The organism is Methylocystis sp. ATCC 49242, assembly GCF_000188155.2.
Taxonomy (GTDB): Bacteria; Pseudomonadota; Alphaproteobacteria; order Rhizobiales; family Beijerinckiaceae; genus Methylocystis.
The window spans coordinates 2891216-2907300 of sequence record NZ_KE124774.1; the positions used below are offsets into that span (position 1 = coordinate 2891216).

At 63.5% G+C, this 16085-nt stretch carries 18 protein-coding genes; 7 read left to right on the forward strand and 11 right to left on the reverse strand.

Annotated elements, in window-relative coordinates:
- Window positions 1-33: 33 nt before the first annotated feature.
- On the forward strand, window positions 34-1143 hold the full coding sequence (locus tag MET49242_RS16120) for a M48 family metallopeptidase (protein WP_036284307.1): 1110 nt from the start codon (window positions 34-36) through the stop codon (window positions 1141-1143).
- Here MET49242_RS16120 and MET49242_RS16125 read toward each other — a convergent pair.
- The 4 genes from MET49242_RS16125 to argH are packed head-to-tail and all read right to left on the reverse strand — an operon-like array spanning window position 1140 to window position 4928.
- Entirely contained in the window at window positions 1140-2024 is an 885-nt protein-coding gene (locus MET49242_RS16125; protein WP_036284309.1) for an alpha/beta hydrolase, read from the reverse strand. The two genes, MET49242_RS16120 and MET49242_RS16125, sit on opposite strands and share 4 nt — an antisense overlap.
- Window positions 2021-2935, reverse strand: coding sequence for a tetratricopeptide repeat protein (locus tag MET49242_RS16130; RefSeq protein WP_036284311.1), 915 nt, complete (start codon window positions 2933-2935; stop codon window positions 2021-2023). Before MET49242_RS16130 ends, MET49242_RS16125 begins: the two co-directional genes overlap by 4 nt.
- A complete protein-coding gene (locus tag MET49242_RS16135; RefSeq protein WP_036284313.1) occupies window positions 2932-3543 on the reverse strand; it encodes a thiamine phosphate synthase in 612 nt (203 codons plus the stop codon). The genes MET49242_RS16130 and MET49242_RS16135 overlap by 4 nt, the downstream gene beginning before the upstream one ends.
- Window positions 3540-4928: an argininosuccinate lyase gene (gene argH / locus MET49242_RS16140; RefSeq protein WP_036284314.1), complete on the reverse strand. Its 1389-nt coding sequence runs from the start codon at window positions 4926-4928 to the stop codon at window positions 3540-3542. Before argH ends, MET49242_RS16135 begins: the two co-directional genes overlap by 4 nt.
- Before the next feature lie 23 nt (window positions 4929-4951).
- Here argH and MET49242_RS16145 point away from each other — a divergent pair, with 23 nt between their 5' ends.
- Both MET49242_RS16145 and MET49242_RS16150 read left to right on the forward strand, forming a co-directional pair.
- The gene (locus MET49242_RS16145) at window positions 4952-5596 is read left to right on the forward strand and encodes a TlpA disulfide reductase family protein (RefSeq protein ID WP_036284316.1); all 645 of its coding nucleotides are present in this window, start codon (window positions 4952-4954) and stop codon (window positions 5594-5596) included.
- A gap of 71 nt (window positions 5597-5667) precedes the next feature.
- Window positions 5668-6102, forward strand: a complete 435-nt coding sequence (locus tag MET49242_RS16150) for a heme-binding protein (RefSeq protein WP_036284317.1) — start codon at window positions 5668-5670, stop codon at window positions 6100-6102.
- 40 nt (window positions 6103-6142) lie between these two features.
- On the opposite strand, the gene MET49242_RS16155 is transcribed toward MET49242_RS16150, so the two are convergent.
- A complete protein-coding gene (locus tag MET49242_RS16155; RefSeq protein WP_210162338.1) occupies window positions 6143-6604 on the reverse strand; it encodes a hypothetical protein in 462 nt (153 codons plus the stop codon).
- A gap of 219 nt (window positions 6605-6823) precedes the next feature.
- On the opposite strand from MET49242_RS16155, the gene MET49242_RS16160 reads away from it, so the two are divergent.
- A complete protein-coding gene (locus tag MET49242_RS16160) occupies window positions 6824-7309 on the forward strand; it encodes a peroxiredoxin (RefSeq protein WP_036284320.1) in 486 nt (161 codons plus the stop codon).
- A gap of 53 nt (window positions 7310-7362) precedes the next feature.
- On the opposite strand, the gene MET49242_RS16165 is transcribed toward MET49242_RS16160, so the two are convergent.
- Together MET49242_RS16165 and MET49242_RS16170 are read right to left on the reverse strand one after the other, a co-directional pair.
- Window positions 7363-8403: a CoA ester lyase gene (locus MET49242_RS16165; protein ID WP_036284323.1), complete on the reverse strand. Its 1041-nt coding sequence runs from the start codon at window positions 8401-8403 to the stop codon at window positions 7363-7365.
- A 177-nt stretch (window positions 8404-8580) separates the two neighbouring features.
- Complete coding sequence (locus MET49242_RS16170; protein ID WP_036284326.1) at window positions 8581-10152, reverse strand: radical SAM protein; 1572 nt, start codon at window positions 10150-10152, stop codon at window positions 8581-8583.
- Between the two features lie 537 nt (window positions 10153-10689).
- Here MET49242_RS16170 and MET49242_RS16175 point away from each other — a divergent pair.
- The gene (locus MET49242_RS16175; RefSeq protein ID WP_036284329.1) at window positions 10690-11049 is read left to right on the forward strand and encodes a DUF983 domain-containing protein; all 360 of its coding nucleotides are present in this window, start codon (window positions 10690-10692) and stop codon (window positions 11047-11049) included.
- On the opposite strand, the gene MET49242_RS16180 is transcribed toward MET49242_RS16175, so the two are convergent.
- From MET49242_RS16180 to MET49242_RS16190, 3 genes are all read right to left on the reverse strand, one after another.
- Complete coding sequence (locus MET49242_RS16180; RefSeq protein WP_036284332.1) at window positions 11050-12147, reverse strand: histidine phosphatase family protein; 1098 nt, start codon at window positions 12145-12147, stop codon at window positions 11050-11052. It lies immediately after the preceding gene.
- A 152-nt stretch (window positions 12148-12299) separates the two neighbouring features.
- Window positions 12300-12554 (reverse strand): hypothetical protein, encoded by a 255-nt coding sequence (locus MET49242_RS16185; RefSeq protein ID WP_036284335.1) that lies wholly within the window; start codon window positions 12552-12554, stop codon window positions 12300-12302.
- A gap of 421 nt (window positions 12555-12975) precedes the next feature.
- Entirely contained in the window at window positions 12976-13788 is an 813-nt protein-coding gene (locus MET49242_RS16190) for an IS5 family transposase (RefSeq protein WP_036279258.1), read from the reverse strand.
- A gap of 50 nt (window positions 13789-13838) precedes the next feature.
- Here MET49242_RS16190 and MET49242_RS24415 point away from each other — a divergent pair, with 50 nt between their 5' ends.
- Window positions 13839-14561: a DUF4041 domain-containing protein gene (locus MET49242_RS24415; protein ID WP_084679154.1), complete on the forward strand. Its 723-nt coding sequence runs from the start codon at window positions 13839-13841 to the stop codon at window positions 14559-14561.
- Here the strand turns inward: MET49242_RS24415 and MET49242_RS24420 are convergent.
- Window positions 14533-15368 (reverse strand): IS5 family transposase gene (locus tag MET49242_RS24420; protein ID WP_144259444.1). Its coding sequence is split into 2 segments (ribosomal slippage): window positions 14533-14984 and window positions 14984-15368, totalling 837 coding nucleotides; the frame shifts between segments, so codons are not numbered across the junction. The genes MET49242_RS24415 and MET49242_RS24420 overlap by 29 nt on opposite strands.
- Window positions 15369-15466: 98 nt before the next feature.
- On the opposite strand from MET49242_RS24420, the gene MET49242_RS16205 reads away from it, so the two are divergent.
- Window positions 15467-16075, forward strand: a complete 609-nt coding sequence (locus tag MET49242_RS16205; protein ID WP_244430837.1) for a GIY-YIG nuclease family protein — start codon at window positions 15467-15469, stop codon at window positions 16073-16075.
- The last annotated feature ends 10 nt before the right edge of the window (window positions 16076-16085 follow it).

Sequence of the window (16085 nt, forward strand, 5' to 3'; positions counted from 1 at the left end):
GCCTGACGGCCGCAGCCAGGACAATTGCGCCAGATGTTCAAAGCCTACGGCCTTTATTCCCATATCCGCGCCAACCGGCTGCGCTCGGGCTTTCTGCTCGCGGGCTTCGTCGCGCTGCTGTTTGCGCTGATGTTCTCCTTCGCGCTGCTGTTCGAGGCCTTCGGCGCGCGGCACGGCGAGCCCTTCGACTACATTCTCGCCCACGCTTACGACGACTTCAGGCGAAGCTGGCCGATCGGCTTCGCGGCCGCCGGCGTCTGGTTCGCCATCGCCTATCTCTTCCACCAGAAGATGATCGACTTCGCCACGGGCGCTTCGGCGATTTCGCGGGCCGAGGCGCCGCGGCTTTACAATCTGCTGGAGAATCTCTGCATCTCGCGCGGCGTCCCGATCCCGGCGCTCCAGATCATGGAGAGCGAGGCGCTCAACGCCTACGCCTCCGGCCTGAAGGAAGGGCAATACAGGATCGCGGTGACGCGCGGGCTGATCACCGAGCTCACCGACGCCGAGATCGAGGCGGTGCTCGCCCATGAGCTGACCCATATCCGCAATCGCGACGTGCAGATGATGGTGATCGCGGTCATCTTCGCGGGGATTTTCGCCTTCGTCGCCGATCTGACCATCCGCCGGTGGGACTTTCCCTTCGGCTTCTCGCCGCATCGCCCCTCGACGCGCGAGGACAACCGCCGCGAGGGCGGCGCGGGGCTGGCCGTTCTCGTCGCGCTGCTCATCATCGCGCTGAGCTGGGGCGCGTCGGTGCTGATCCGCTTCGCCATCTCCCGCTCGCGCGAATATCTCGCCGACGCGGGCTCGGTGGAATTGACCAAGAACCCGGACGCCATGATCTCCGCGCTGCGCAAGATCGAGGCGCATTCGGCGATGCCGGCCATGCCCTCGCGCATGCACGCCTTTTTCATCGAAAGCCCGGCGCGCATTCAGGAGTCAGGCTGGTTCTCGACGCATCCGACCGTCGACGAGCGTATCCGGGCGCTGGTCGAATATGCGGGCGGCCAGGATGTTTCGATCGCGCTGGAGGAGCCGCCGCGGGAGGCGAACGGGCTGCCCCGGGAGGGCGAAGCCTCCTTTCTGCCGCAGGACGGCCGCAGCCCGCTCGAGCCGCCGCCGGAAGGACCCTGGGGTTAAACGCTCCGTCGCGCCTTTTCCTTCAGGAACGCGATCGCCTTCCCGCGCGATTCTTCCGCCTCGGGCAGGAAGCTCATCAGCTGCCATGCGTGGGGAACGCCGGGCCAGATTTCGATCTGCGCCTCCACGCCGGCGGCGCGCGCCCGCTCGACGAGTCTCGTCGAATCGTCGCGCAGGACTTCGTCGGCGCCCACATGGACGATGAGGGGCGGAAGGCCGGAGAGGTCGGCGAAAATCGGCGAGGCGAGAGGATTGCGCGCGCTTGCCTTCCCCAGAGCGGCGCGGGCGCCGGAGAGAATCGCGCGCCGCGTGAAGAAAGCGTCCTTCTCCTCATTCTCGCGCGCCGAGGCGCCGGTGGCGGCGAGATCGGTCCAGGGCGAAAACAGCGCGGCGGCCGCGGGCAGACGGAAACCGTCGTCTCGCAGCCGCGCCATCAACGAAACGGCCAGGCCGCCGCCGGCCGAATCGCCGGCGACGACGATCGGCCCCGGCCTTGCGGCGGCGAGCGCCTTGTAGGCCGCCACCGCATCCTCCAGCGCCGCGGGGAAGACATGTTCGGGCGCGAGGCGATAGGCGGGCGTGAAGACGTCGAAGCCGGCCTGCGCGAAACGGCGCGACGCATAGCGGAAAACGCGGGGCGAACCGACCAGAAAGGCGCCGCCGTGAAGATAGAAGAGCGTCGCCGCGGGCGCGCCCTCCGATGGCGTCCAGTCGCCGGGGATGTCGGGCGCGAAAGGCGCGCGGCGGGCGGGCGACAGCCTTTCGATGAGGGATTGCAACAGCCGCAGCGTCGGCGCGAGGCGCTCCACCCGCGGCTTCACGAAGCGGCGCAGGAAGCCGACCGTCCGCTGAACGGCGGGGCTTGCAGTCTTGTCGCTCATTTCGCAGGCGGGGGCGGAGGCGTCTTGCTCTCCGCCGCTTTGGGGGGAGTCTCCGCATTGTCCAGAAAATCGAGCGAGGGATCCTTCAGTCCGGCCTCGCGCGCCTTGTCGCGCCACTCGCGGGCTTCGCGCAGGTTGGTCTCGACGCCGAGCCCCTCGGCGAGGAGATGCGCGAGGCGGTTCTGCGCCACCGCATTGCCCTTCACCGCGGCCTTGCGCAGGAGATCGACGGCCGAAAGCCGGTCGCGCTCCACGCCAACGCCGTTGAACTGCATGATGGCGTATTCGACCATCGCCGCCGTCAGGCCGAGATCGGCGGCGCGCCTGAACCATTCGGCCGCCGCCTTGTCGTCCTTCGCGACGCCCTTTCCGGTCTTGTAGAGGACGCCCAGCGCATAATCGGCGTCGGCGTTGCCGCCCTCGGCGGCCCGGCGGAAATAGTTCGCGGCCGTATCGAAATCCGACGGCTTGCCTTCGTTCTCCAGCGCCATCTCGCCGAGAAGATGCAGCGCCGCCGCATGATCCTGGGCGGCGGCCTTCTCGAGATAGTTTCGGGCGGCCGCGCGGTTCTTGGGGATGTCGATGCCTTCGAGCGCCGCCACGCCGTAAAGATAGGCCGCCTCCTTCCCCCCCGCGTCGGCGCCGCGCCGGAACCAGTCCATCGCCTGCTTGCCGTCGCGCCTGACGCCGGCGCCTTCGAGATAGAGCTGGCCGATGAGGGTGAGCGCCGCAGAATCCTTCGGGTTCGCCTCGACGCGCTTCTTCGCCTCGCTCATCGCCGCCTTGTAGTCGCCGCGCTGATAGGCGCCATAGGCGAGATCGCGCGGTGGCGCGCCGTTCTCCGCCTCCTTGGCCAGCGCGGGCGCGAGCAGGGAGAGAAGGACGAGCGACGCGAGTAGACGGCGAATCATGGCTGCGCTTCCTGCAAATGTTTCAGCGCGTCGGCGACGGCGGCGGCGGGACCGCGGCTGTCGGTCCATACCGCGTCGTCGAGCATGACGAAATCGGCGCCGGCCTGCGCAAGCGGCGCGACGTCCGCGAGAGAAGCGGCGCGCGCCACGCAGGGCGTGTTGAAAAGCTCCGTCCACCAGGAGACGCGCTCGGCGAGGGCTTCCCGGTCGTCGTCCTCGAAGAGCACATAATCGGCGCCGAGCTCTCCGGCGCGCATGGCGTCGTCGCGCAGCGCCAGTCCGCCGGCGCCGACGATGTAGCGCGGCGAGAGTTTCTTGACGGCGTCGGCAAGCTCGTCGCCGGAGCCCGAAACATGCGCGCCGTCGGCCCTGGCGCGCAGCGCGACCGTCACGGACCCGTCGACCAGAACCGCAACGCCCTTTTCCTGCGCGAGGGGCGCAAGCGCGCGAACGATGTCCTCGTTCCTGCGCGGGTCATCGCCCGCGAGACGGATGAGGAGCGAGGCGACCTCGCCGGCCGAAAGCGCGCTCGTCAAGGCGGGCAGGAAATCCCGCGCCTCCGCGAGCGGCGGGGTCGCGAGATAGAGACGCGGGGCGTCCTCGCTCATTTTTGCGCCTTCAGGCAGTCGAGCCAGCTTTGCGCGGAGCGGCGCACATTGTCGGGCGCCGTGCCGCCGTAGCTCGTGCGGCTCTCGACGGATTTTTCCACGCCGAGCACGGCGAACACGTCCTGCGTGATGCGCGGCTCGACGCTCTGCATGTCCGCGAGCGTCAGATCCTCGAGGCCAATTCCGCGGCCCTCGGCCAGCGCCACGACGCGGCCCGTGACGTGATGCGCCTCGCGGAAGGGGAGGTTGAGCTTTCTCACCAGCCAGTCGGCGAGGTCGGTCGCGGTCGCGAAGCCCGCTCCGGCGGCGGCCTTCATGCGTGCGCGGTTCACCTTCATGTCGCGAACCATTCCCGCGATGGCGGCGATGCAGAGCGACAGCGAATCGAGCGAATCGAAAGCGCCTTCCTTGTCCTCCTGCATGTCCTTGGAATAGGCGAGCGGCAGGCCCTTCATCACGATCAGCAGCGCCGTCAGCGCGCCGATGACGCGGCCCGACTTGCCGCGCACCAGCTCCGCAGCGTCGGGGTTTCGCTTCTGCGGCATGATCGACGAGCCGGTGGTGAATTTGTCGGACAGCGCGATGAAATTGAACTGCGGCGTCGTCCACAACACGATCTCTTCCGCGAAGCGCGAGAGATGCGTGGCGCAGATCGCGGCGGCCGACAGCGTCTCCAGCACGAAGTCGCGGTCGGAAACGCTGTCGAGCGAATTGGCGGTCGGGCGGTCGAACTGAAGCGCCTTCGCCGTCATGTGGCGATCGATGGGGAAGGACGTTCCCGCAAGCGCGGCGGCGCCGAGCGGGCACTCGTTCGTGCGCGAACGCGCGTCGCGCAGGCGCCCGCGATCGCGGCCGATCATCTCGACATAGGCGAGAAGATGATGGCCGAGCGTGACCGGTTGCGCCGACTGCAAATGTGTGAAGCCCGGCATGACGCTCGCCGCCTCCTCCATCGCGCGCTCGACGAGCGCGAGCTGCAAATCGGCGAGCTGGGCGTCCAGCGCGTCGATCTCGTCGCGGATGTAGAGGCGGAAATCCGTCGCCACTTGATCGTTTCGCGAGCGCGCCGTGTGCAGCCGGCCCGCCGCCGGGCCGATGAGTTCGGCGAGGCGCGATTCGGCGTTCATGTGGATGTCTTCCAGCGCGCGGGAGAAGACGAATTCGCCGCGCTCGATCTCGCCGCCGATCTGCTCGAGGCCCTTCTTTATCCTGTCCGCGTCCTCCTGCGAGACAATGCCCTGTTTCGCGAGCATCGCGACATGTGCGAGCGAGCCGCGTATGTCCTGGGGCCCGAGACGCTTGTCAAAATCGATGGAGACGTTAATGGCCTCCAGAACCGCGTCGGTTGCGCTCTGAAAGCGACCGCCCCATATCTTGCTCGTCATTTTTTCCCCGGAGCCCGCGCCTGATGAAAACACCGTCCGCCTTCCCGCGACGCCTGACGTCGCTCGCTGTTGTCGCGGCCAGCGCCGGTTTTCTATACTTGGGCGGGCCGAGCGGCAAGGAAGCGCTGGCGGAGGAAGCCTGCGGGGCGTCGGCCAGGATCGCCGACAGCGTGAAGGATCTCGCTAGGGGCGATGTCGCGGCGATGAATATCTCGAAAAAGCCCGAGGCCTTGCCCGACTTCGCCTTCAACGGTCCCGACGGCAAGGCGACCTCGCTGTCCGCCTTCAGGGGCAAGACCCTCCTCTTCAATGTCTGGGCGACATGGTGCGTGCCCTGCCGCGCGGAAATGCCGGAGCTCGACAAGCTTCAGGCCGACCTGGGCTCCAACAGGTTTCAGGTCGTGACGGTCAATATCGACACGTCGAGGCTCGAGCGGCCGAAAAAGTTCTTCGAGGAGACTGGCGTCAAGTCGCTCGACCTCAACGCCGACCCCAAGGCCAATATTTTCTTCGAGCTGAAACAGGCGGGCAAGGCGCTTGGGCTTCCCGTCACCATTCTGATCGGCCCCGACGGCTGCCAGATCGGACTGATGAACGGCCCGGCCGCCTGGCATTCCGCGGACGCCAAGGCGCTCGTCTCGAAGGCGGTTGAAGCGGCGTCGCGCTGAACGCTTAACATCGGCCGGCCGCGCCCTAGTTGATGTCGAGATGTTTCCCGGACGCAACAAGGAAGACGGCCGTGCACGTATCGATCGAACAGGCGGAGAAAGCCATCGCCGCCGCCCGCAGCAAGGCGCTCGAACTCAAGACCCAGATGTGCATCGCCGTCGTCGACTCGGGCGGCGTGCTGAAAGCGTTTCATCGCATGGACGACGCCTGGGTCGGCAGCGTCGATATTGCGATGAAGAAGGCGAAGACGGCCGTCTTCTTCGGCATGCCGACCGGCCAGATCGGCAAGCTGTCGCAGCCGGGCGGCCCGCTCTACGGCATCGAACACTCGAACGACGGGCTCATCACCTTCCCCGGCGGCCTGCCCATCGTCGACGGGCAGGGCGTCATGATCGGCGCCATCGGGGTCAGCGGCTCATCGGTCGAGAATGACCACGCCGTGGCGAAGGCGGGCGTCGACACGCTCGGCGTCTGCGACCTGCCGGAGCATCCCTGGCGGACCTGATGGCGGCGCCGGGCGGCGGCGCCCGGGCCGCGCCAAGGCCTCAATCTTCGTCATGCGACCTTTTCGATTTCTTCTTTTTCTTGCCGGCGGGCTTTGCCGGCTCGGCGGGAGCGGCGGCCTTGGGCGCCTCTGGCGCCGCGGGGGCGGCAGCGGGAGGCTGTTCGGCGGGCGGCGCCGCGGCGGGCGCCGGGGCGCTCTCGGCGGCGGGAGCGGGGGCGGCGGCTTCAGTCGGCGCCTCGGGCGCGGGATTGGAGGCGGGACGGGTCGTGAAAAGCCAGGTCAGACCGGCGATGACGAGAACCGCTGCGGCGATCGCGAGACCCGACATGCTCGCCTTCTTCGCCGCTGCGACGGGCGTCTTGACCGCAACCGCCTCGGCGGGCGGTTCGGCGGCAGGAGCGGCGGCTGGCGCTGGATCGGCGGCGGCCGGCGCGGGCTCCCCGGCCGGAAGTTCGCCCCGATACTGGCTCCACACCCACGCCTTCGACTGCTCGTCCGACATCGTCATTCCTCCCTGAAAAAGCTCGCGCCTGGAGAAGTTTATCTCCGATCCGCCACTGGCCTCATGTTGCCTTCCCTTCGCGCGGGTCACAAGACCATTTCGCGGAAAACGCGTGGGCGAAACCGCGCAAAATCCGTCTCCCCAACTGGAGACAGGGCTGCAAATCGCGCTAAGTAGAAGGCAGTTTCACCCAACCCGAAGCAATGAGCGAGAGGCAGCATGACCATCAAGGCCGGCGACAGAATTCCCGACGTCACACTGACCGTCATGGGCAAGGACGGCCCGCAGACGATCAAATCCAAGGATTATTTCGCCGGTCGCAAGATCGCGCTTTTTTCGGTGCCGGGCGCCTATACGCCGACCTGCCACACGAAGCACCTGCCGGGCTTCGTCGAGAAGGCCGACGAGATCAAGTCCAAGGGCGTCGACGCCGTGGCGGTGACCGCGGTCAACGACATCTTCACCCTCGACGCCTGGCTGAAGGAGAAGGGCGCGAGCGGCAAGATCGACGGTCTCGCCGACGGCTCCGCCGTGCTCGCGAGGGCCATGGGGCTCGAACTCGATCTGACCGAGCATGGACTCGGCGTGCGCGGCAAGCGCTATTCGGCGATCGTCAGGGACGGCGTCGTCGAATGGATCAATGTCGAGGAAAATTCGAGCCTCGCGACCGTATCGAGCGCCGAATCGACGCTGGCGAAGCTCTGAGCGCGACGCGCTGAAACGAAAAGGCCGGCCCCGCGAGGCCGGCCTTCTTTATTTTAGAATCCGTAAATCTTCGCGAAATCCGCATCCTTCGCCGCGACCTGCCTTGCGAGGTCGACGACGACCTTGCACTGCTTCCAGGTCGCGTCGTCCTGCATGCGGCCGTCGATCATCACCGCGCCGGTGCCGTCGGGCATGGCCTCCAGCACGCGCCTCGCGAAGGCGACTTCCGCCGGATCGGGCGAGAAGACGCGCTTGGCGATGTCGATCTGGGTCGGATGAAGCGACCAGGCGCCGGCGCAGCCCAGAAGGAAGGCGTTGCGGAACTGCGATTCGCAGGCGGCCGGGTCCGAGAAGTCGCCGAAGGGGCCATAGAAGGCCTTGATGCCGGCGGAGGCGCAGGCGTCGACCATCTTGGCGATGGTGTAATGCCAGAGATCCTGCTGGAAGGTCGCGCGCGGCGCGTCTCCTTGGGCGTCCGCGATGACCTTGTATTCCGGATGGCCGCCGCCGACGCGCGTCGTCTTCATGGCGCGCGAGGCCGCGAGGTCCGCCGGGCCGAGCGAAATGCCGTGCATGCGCGGCGAGGCGGCCGCGATGGCGTCGACATTCTTCACGCCCTCGGCCGTCTCCAGAATCGCGTGGATCATGATCGGCTTGGTGACGCCGTTCTTCCCCTCCAGCTGCGCGAGCAGCTGGTCGAGATAGGCGATGTCCCAAGGGCCTTCGACCTTGGGCAGCATGACGACGTCGAGCTTGTTCCCCACCGCGCCCACGACCTCGATCATGTCGTCGAGCGCCCAGGGGCTGTTCAGCGAATTCATGCGCGTCCACAGGCCGGTGGAGCCGAAGTCGGTGGACTTCGCCATTTCGATGAAGCCGGCGCGGGCGGCCTCCTTGGCGTCGGCGGGAATGGCGTCCTCGAGATTGCCGAGCACCACGTCGACCTGTTTCGCGATATCCGGAACTTTCGCGCGCATTTTCTCGATATGCGGCGGCACGAAATGGATCATGCGCTCCACCTTCACCGGCGGCTCGCGGTAGGGAGCGGGCGCGCCGATGGCCAGCGGACGGTAGAATTGATTGGGAAGTTTCATCGAGATCAGCTCCGCTCGCGCGCGTCTCCCGCCGGGAATGGAGGCCGGAGGGCTTCGGGGGAGACGCGGAAAAGACGGGTCGAGCTAGCGCAGACCGCGGGGAATGGCAATGGCGCCGCCCGAAGGCCGCGCCTTTTTGAAGATCGGCCCGGACAATGAAAGGGCGCTCCTGCGCCCTTATTCCGCCGGCGCGGGCTCCGCGTGACGCGCCGGCTGGGGAGCGGGCGGCATGGCGAGTTGCGGCTCCCAGTAATTGCCCTTCGCGAACATGTGCCGGGCCTGGGCGTATTGGAACATGATGCGCGCGACGATGGTCATCGTGGAGGGCTTACGCACGGCCGCGCCCCAGACCCTGTTCCACATGCGGCCTTCCGGCTCGCCCATCTTGCGCACGTCCATCCCCACCTGCATCGCCTGGCGCTCGATATCGCGCAGCTTCGACACGTCGAGCGGAGCCGGCTCCGGCCCCTTGCGCTCCCGGCCGAAGGTCTCGATGAAGCGCAGCATCCGCTCGCCGAAGGCCGCCGGCGCATAGAGCGCGTTGCAGAGATTCTTCATGCCGTGATGAAGCTCCTCCATGCTCATCGTCTTCGACTGGATGTTGGAGCTCCACGGCACCGCCTGCGTCTCGACGCCGCCGGAGAGAAGGCGCCCTTCGCTCGTGATGCGGTCGTAAAGCGGCGTCGCCTCGGAGGCCATAAGGGCGCCGAGGCTGAACATCGGAATCGCGGTCGCCATGGCGAAATCATATTGCTGGGCGAAGACGTTCGGACCGTCGTGGTCGAAGCCGACGATCATGCCGCCCATGACGGAAATCCCGTGGTCGACGAGCTTCTGCACTTCGTCGACGAGATTGATCTTCAAATTCTGCCGCTTGCCCGTCTCGCGCAGGCTCTCGATATTCGGCGTCTCGATGCCGACGAAGACCTGGTTGAGGCCGGCCGCGACGCACATGTCGAGCAGTTCCTCGTCGCGGGTCGCGTCGATGGAGATTTGCGTGACGAAATCCATGGGGTGATCGCGCCGCCAATCGGCGATCGCCGCGAGCAGTTCCTTGCAATGCGCACGATAGGCCGTGAAATTGTCGTCGGCCAGAAAGGCCGCGCGATAGCCCTGCGCCCAGAGTGCGTCGAGTTCGGCGATGACATGCGCGATGGGCTTGTGGCGCTGCCTGCGCCCCAGATACTGGATGACGTCGCAGAACTCGCATTCGAACGGACAGCCGCGCGAGGTCTGCACGGCCCCTAGCAGCGCGCGATCGTTGGGATAGAGATCCCAGCGCGGCGCCGGCGTGAGGGCGAGCGAGGGCTTGTCGCCGAAATAGGCGTCGTTCGGCCGGCCGGCGCGAAGATCCGCGAAGACCTTGCCGGCGATTTCCTCCGCCTCGCCGCACACCATCACGTCGCAATGGTCGCGCAGGCGGGCGGGGCTGAGGCTGGCATAGGGGCCGCCGATGACGACCTTCTTGCCGCGACGCCGGAACGCGTCGGCGATCGCGGTCATGCGGCCGCGCTGGCTGACCTTGCCGGTGATCAGGATCCAGTCCGCCGGATGGTCGTAATCGACCGGCGACACCGTTTCATCGCAAATGGAAATCCGGAAGTCGCCCGGCGCCAGAGCCGCGACCGTCGCGGCGGCGAGGTCGGCCATCATCACGCCGGCGGGCTGTCCCGAAGCGGCAAGAACCTCCGCGCCGAAATAGGTCGGAAAATCGGCCGCCGGATTGATCACGTACAGAGATGATGTCATTGTGAAGCCTCAGCTTTAACATGATTTATTATTTCCTTTTCTGAATGTTGCCACAAGCGCCGTAATCGCGTCACATGGCTGCTGTCGCGCCTAAGCTTGCCCGGTCGGGGCCGGCGTCGGGGCAATTCGGCGCCGGCGCGACGCATGCGCCGTCAGCTCCCGTCACCCCTATGCGCTGATTGCTGACTTCCACGGCGGCGACCGACGCCGGCGACCCGGCCATCGCCCGCGAAGAAGGGAGACCACCGCAGCCGGGATTAAGTATTTTTCGCATGTTGCGCTCTTCGATCATTCGTGGAACCCAGGGCCGGGTTTTTGAAGCGCGCCCGAAATTTTGTCCGCGCGGCGGCCTTCGAGGGTGAGCGAGGGGCGCGAGACAACGTAAAGAAAGCGTAAATGCGACGACGCGACGCGCTGTTTCTAATCGGGAAATCCGGTACGGGACCGGCACGAAGCCGGTCCGAATCGGGAGCGGCGGATTCGCCCGGCGCGAATGTGAAGAAAGCGTAATCGCGCCCGGCGGATCGGGGAGGATGTATGGGTAACGCGACGTCGCCGAAGAAATCCCTGTGGCGCGGGATCATGATGAAATGCCCCCGCTGCGGGGAGGGAAAGCTTTTCAACGGCTATCTGAAACGGGAAGCGGCCTGCCCCCATTGCCATGAGAGCTTCGACGGCCTCGACGCGGACGACGGCCCGGCGTGGCTGACGATCGGCCTTACGGCGCATATCGTCATTCCGCTGCTGATCTTTCTGGAGCGCGGCGACTTGCTGCCGCTCTGGCAGGAGTTCTCGATCCTCGCCGTCGTGACGATCGCCTGCGCGCTCCTGCTGCTGCCGCTCTCGAAGGGCTTCTTCATCGCGGCGATGTGGCTCACCGCCCGCAAGAGCGCCTGATTACGACATAACCTTGCGCAACAACGCTTCCAGCCCCTCGGGAAAGATCAGCTCGCGCGAGGCGGCGATCTCCTCCGGGCTCCACCAGCGCCAGCCCAGCGTGTGGGTCTTTTCCTCTTCCGTCTGCCCTTGCGGAGCGGGCGCGAATTCCTCGGTGCGGATGAGATAATAGCGCTCGACCGCCTGATGCCAGTCCTCGCCCAGCTCCATCGGGAATTCGCGCGTGGCGACGACGGGGCCGGGATCGCCGGAGACGACGAGGCCGGTCTCCTCATAGACCTCGCGGCGCAGGGCGGCCGTGAAGCTCTCGCCCTCCTTCAGCGCGCCGCCCGGCGTCGCCCAGAAGTGATGATGGCCAAGCTCCAGGAAATGCGGCGACAGCCCGCCGGCGTATTGCATCAGCAGCGCGCGGCCGCCCGTCTCGACGATGAGCGCGCGGGCCGCCTCGCGCCGCGGCAGCTTGGACCCGTCCCAGGGCGCGGCGATCTCGGGGCGCCCCTCCGGCCGGGCCCAGTCGACGAGCGACCATTTGCCGTCCTCGTAAGCGATCCAGTTCGGCGTGGCGTTCAGCACCGGATATTCGCGCTTCTCGTCGAGCCGCTTGCCCGTGGCGAGGCGCCAGGCGATGTCGAGCACGCCCGCATGGGCGACCACCAGCACGGTGCGCCCCTCGTTTTCGCGCGCGATGGCGGTCAGGGCCGCCGCGACTCGCTCGCGAAACTGCTCGAGAGTCTCGCCGTCGGGCGCGGCGAAGCTGGCCTTCCGGCTCAGATAATGCGGATAGATGTCTTCGTAGATGACCTGCACTTCGGCGTGGGTGTGACCCTGCCAGACGCCGTCATTCTTCTCGCGCAGCTCGGGAACCGTCCGGATTTTCAGCCCCCGTCCCTCGGCGACGGCTTCCGCGGTCGTCAGCGCCCGGCGCAGATCGCTCGAATAGACTCGGTCGAAATGTTTTTCGTCGAGCTCGCGGGCCAGCGCCTGCGCCTGGGCGCGGCCGCGGGCGTTGAGCGCGATGTCGAACTGGCCCTGAAAGCGCCGTTCGATATTCCAGTTGGTCTCGCCGTGGCGGGCGAGGCATAGCAGCGTGCGGGACATGTCGTTTCAAGCTGCGCCGGCGCCGAAAACGGCCTGGCCAATATGCGCGCGGGCTTGCGCGAAAATCGCCCGCCGCGCCGTTACGCTTGGTTGTATTGCCTCATTCAGCGCCAAAAGTCAGTCGCCTTTTGGCTGTTGCGGCCGCCAAATCGCTAGTGGCGGGCGGTCAGCGTGAATTCGCCCGCGCGCAGGCGGCCAGGCAGCGCCTCCGCGAATGTCGCCACAGCCTCTTCGCCATAGGTCGCGACGAGCTCGCGCAGGGCGGCCGACAGCGCGGCCTGAGCGAAGGAATCGCTCTCTATGCCGGCGAGGATCGCTTCGGCGAAAGCTTCGGTCACATAGGCGAGCGCGGCGCGGTGTTGCTCCCCGCCCGCCTCGTCGAGAGAGGCGAATGTCAGTTGCGTCATGAAGCGCACTCTAGACAAGCCGCCCGCCCCGCGCGACACGCCTCTTTCCAAACGGTTAATTCGGGCTTGTAAAAACTGTTACGGACTTCCGTAGCGATAGGTGATGTTTTCATGCTCGGTGATTAGGTCTCGATCTGAGACCTGTCCTCGCTTGCCGAAATGCGGGAGTTCCGCACGCCCCTCGTGTTTCTCGTAAACACGAGGGGCGACTCACTTGCTCGTAGGGAGCAAAGCTAATAGCCTATTCCTTAATGGATTATAAGAACTTAAGGGATCGATGTGACCTATTCTTTTTTATGCACCACTATGATTGGACTAACGTTGATAGCTTCATCTGCTCTTTGCTTCGCCGTGTACAAGTGGATCAATTACCGCCGGGCGCTCACGGAAGCCCAAATTGCTTTGCGCGACCTAGAGGGTGTTATGCACCTTGGATCATGAAATCTGCTGCGCGCTTGAGCATGAGACATGCGAAGGCGACGACGTGGAGTCCTGCGAGGGTCTGAGCATAGCGCTCGTAGTCTTTGACGAGCCGCCTGCATCGCGTCGCCCAGGCGAATGAACGCTCGACCACCCAGCGCTTGGGCAGCAACACGAAGCCCTTCTTCGCTTCGGCAAGTTTGACGACGCACAGTTCGGCGCCTTGCGCCTTCGCCGCCTCGGACGCCTTTTCGCCGGTGTAGCCCTGATCGACATAAACGAGTTCGACGCTTTCGCCTGTCACATCCTGCACGGCTGCGATGAGCTTGCCGACCTCGGCGCGGTCATCGACATTCGCCGGCGTGACATGCAACGCCAGCAAATGGCCCAATGTGTCGACTGCCATGTGCAGCTTCGAGCCGCGCTTTCGCTTCGCGCCGTCATAGCCCGCTCGTGGGCCGCTCTCAGGGGTCGAGCGCAAGGTGCGGCTGTCGATGATCGCCGCCGTCGGCTCCGCCGCCCGCCCGGAAGCGACGCGCAACTGGGCGCGCAGATCCTGCGCAAGCGCCTCGAACACGCCCGCCGACAGCCAGCGCTGCGATTGCTGATACACGGCGAACCATGGCGGCAGATCGTTGGGCATGGCGCGCCAGGCGATGCCGTAGCGCAGCACGTAACGCAGGCCGTTGAACAGCTCGCGCAGCGAATGTTGACGCTGCGGCGCGCCTTCGTCCATGAGCGTCAGATAAGGCGCAACCAGCGACCATTCTTCGTCGCTGACGTCAGACGGATAAGGTTTGCGAATCGGAGACATCCGATTCTACTAAGACAATCAATCACCAAAGTACATAACACCCTCTAGAGTTGCACTTCTCGCCGATAACCAATCTCGACGAAGAAAGAGGTCGCATTCAAACTGAAATTGAGCAGCTGGATCAAAAATTCGAGCAACTGAAATTTGCATACCATACCCAATTCGAGAAAGCGAAGAGTTCCTGTATCCAAGAAATAGAAGCTATTAAGGCATCTTACAGAGAAAAGAAGGAAATTTATGACCATTTAGCTTCCGAAGTAGCTATTTTCGATGATCGTTTAGCTTTTGCCGAAATGGGAGTCTATGAGCCACATTTCGATTTCAGTGATAGTGAAGAATATAAACAGAATATCTTGAGAATACGCGAAAATCAAAAGGAAATGATCTCACTGAAAACAGCAGTATTTTGTACTACAAGCTGGACTTTGGATGGTAGTCAGTCCAAAGGGCAGACGATGACGAATCGTGCAATTAGGCTTACCCTGCGAGCATTCAACAATGAGTGTGAAGCGGCCATAGCTAACACTAGATGGAATAACGTCAACGCTATGGAAAAGCGAATTGTTAAAGCAAAAGAGCAGATAGACAACTTAAATAGCTCAAGTAAAATCTTCATATCTGATGATTTCTTGAAGCTTAAGTTGGAAGAGCTTTATCTTACCCACGAATATCGTGAAAAATTAAAGCATGAACGAGATGAACGTGCGGAGGCTGCCAGACTTCAGAGTCCGTCCCAGAAGTTAGTCAACAATTGCAGAGCTTTCGTAGCATGAGCCGAATCGACGCGAAACGCAGGAACACGAGCGCTGTGATATTGAGGTTTTCCCAATCCTTGGCCAGTCTTCTACAGCGGTTTAGCCAGGCGATTGATCTTTCGACGATCCAGCGCATGGGCAATTTCACGAAGCCCTTCGCCTGATCGGATCGTTTTATAATCTCGATTTTGAGACACGGTAGGATTTTGCCCGTTGCGTCGGCGAAGATCGGTCCCTGATAGGCGCTGTCAGCCAACAGCTTTTCAAGAAAGGGAAACCGCCCATGCAACGTCGAAAGCAGCAAGACGCCGCCGTCTCGGTCCTGAATGTCGGCGCCGTGAACGACGGCGCCCATCAACAAACCTTGCGTATCGACGAGTACGTGGCGTTTCTTGCCTTTGATCTTTTTGCCGGCGTCATAGCCATGCGGATCAATGCGCGCCCCCCTTTTTCCGCGCTCTTCACGCTCTGACTATCGATGATCGCCGCGGTGGGGCTCGCCTCTCGTTCCGCTCGTTCGCGACACATGACGTAGAGCGCGTCGTGCATGCGATCCAGAACGCCGCACCAGGCCCAATCGCAAAAATAACGATACACTGTGCTCTTCGGGGGAAAATCCTTGGGAATGTACCGCCATTGGCATCCCGTGCTCAGCACATACATGATGGCGTTGAACACCGCCCGCATGTCCACTTCACGCTTGCGCCCGCCACGCTTGGCCGGAGGAATAAGCGGCGCCACATGCCCCCACTCCTCGTCCGTCACATCACTCGGATAACGTAACCTGTCGCGATTGTATTTCGCCCGGTTTGCCTTCGTCCACATCGACGGCCTCCTACGAATCAGACCGCCTCCCATCCATCACAACAGATTCATTCGATTCAACATCTTTCAGGACGGACACTCAGCGGGAGGAGCAGCGTTTGCTGCGCGACATGGAGGAGGCCGAACGTCAAGAAGAACATTACACGAAGCTTCTAGAAAAGGCAAAATTAGAAGCAGCCAATATAACTGGAGAACGGATAAGTGCGTATGACGAACAGATAAAATTGCTTGAGAAACAGTTGGAAGAAGCGCACGCGAAGGCGGAGCGCGCCAAAGCTATGGCAGAGAAAACTCGATCTGGTTACGTTTACATTATCTCTAACATCGGTTCTTTCGGAGAAGGCGTAGTAAAAATCGGTTTAACTCGACGACTCGATCCCTTAGATCGAGTTCGAGAGTTGGGTGACGCAAGTGTCCCATTCATTTTCGACACACACGCCATCATTTACAGTGACGATGCGCCACTTCTCGAAAGGATGCTTCATGCAGAGTTTGAACAAACACGAATAAACACCCAAAATTATAGGAAGGAATTTTTCCGAGCCTCTCTCGACGAGGTTGAAGTCGCCGTAAAGCGGCTAGCGCCCGACGCTCCATTTTTCAAAGACATTGAGGCTCAGGAATACCGTGAAACACTTTACAAGCGTCAACTACTCTTGGAACAAAATGACCTAGGAAATAACTCAGCGTTTCCTGATCAGATTTAGTAATTACCAA

Bases quoted from the DNA above. Each gene is read 5' to 3' on its own strand.
- MET49242_RS16120 (WP_036284307.1), top strand. From the start codon at position 34: ATGTTCAAAGCCTACGGCCTTTATTCCCATATCCGCGCCAACCGGCTG.
- MET49242_RS16125 (WP_036284309.1), bottom strand. From the start codon at position 2,024: ATGAGCGACAAGACTGCAAGCCCCGCCGTTCAGCGGACGGTCGGCTTC.
- MET49242_RS16130 (WP_036284311.1), bottom strand. From the start codon at position 2,935: ATGATTCGCCGTCTACTCGCGTCGCTCGTCCTTCTCTCCCTGCTCGCG.
- MET49242_RS16135 (WP_036284313.1), bottom strand. From the start codon at position 3,543: ATGAGCGAGGACGCCCCGCGTCTCTATCTCGCGACCCCGCCGCTCGCG.
- argH (WP_036284314.1), bottom strand. From the start codon at position 4,928: ATGACGAGCAAGATATGGGGCGGTCGCTTTCAGAGCGCAACCGACGCG.
- MET49242_RS16145 (WP_036284316.1), top strand. From the start codon at position 4,952: ATGAAAACACCGTCCGCCTTCCCGCGACGCCTGACGTCGCTCGCTGTT.
- MET49242_RS16155 (WP_210162338.1), bottom strand. From the start codon at position 6,604: ATGTCGGACGAGCAGTCGAAGGCGTGGGTGTGGAGCCAGTATCGGGGC.
- MET49242_RS16160 (WP_036284320.1), top strand. From the start codon at position 6,824: ATGACCATCAAGGCCGGCGACAGAATTCCCGACGTCACACTGACCGTC.
- MET49242_RS16165 (WP_036284323.1), bottom strand. From the start codon at position 8,403: ATGAAACTTCCCAATCAATTCTACCGTCCGCTGGCCATCGGCGCGCCC.
- MET49242_RS16170 (WP_036284326.1), bottom strand. From the start codon at position 10,152: ATGACATCATCTCTGTACGTGATCAATCCGGCGGCCGATTTTCCGACC.
- MET49242_RS16175 (WP_036284329.1), top strand. From the start codon at position 10,690: ATGGGTAACGCGACGTCGCCGAAGAAATCCCTGTGGCGCGGGATCATG.
- MET49242_RS16180 (WP_036284332.1), bottom strand. From the start codon at position 12,147: ATGTCCCGCACGCTGCTATGCCTCGCCCGCCACGGCGAGACCAACTGG.
- MET49242_RS16185 (WP_036284335.1), bottom strand. From the start codon at position 12,554: ATGACGCAACTGACATTCGCCTCTCTCGACGAGGCGGGCGGGGAGCAA.
- MET49242_RS16190 (WP_036279258.1), bottom strand. From the start codon at position 13,788: ATGTCTCCGATTCGCAAACCTTATCCGTCTGACGTCAGCGACGAAGAA.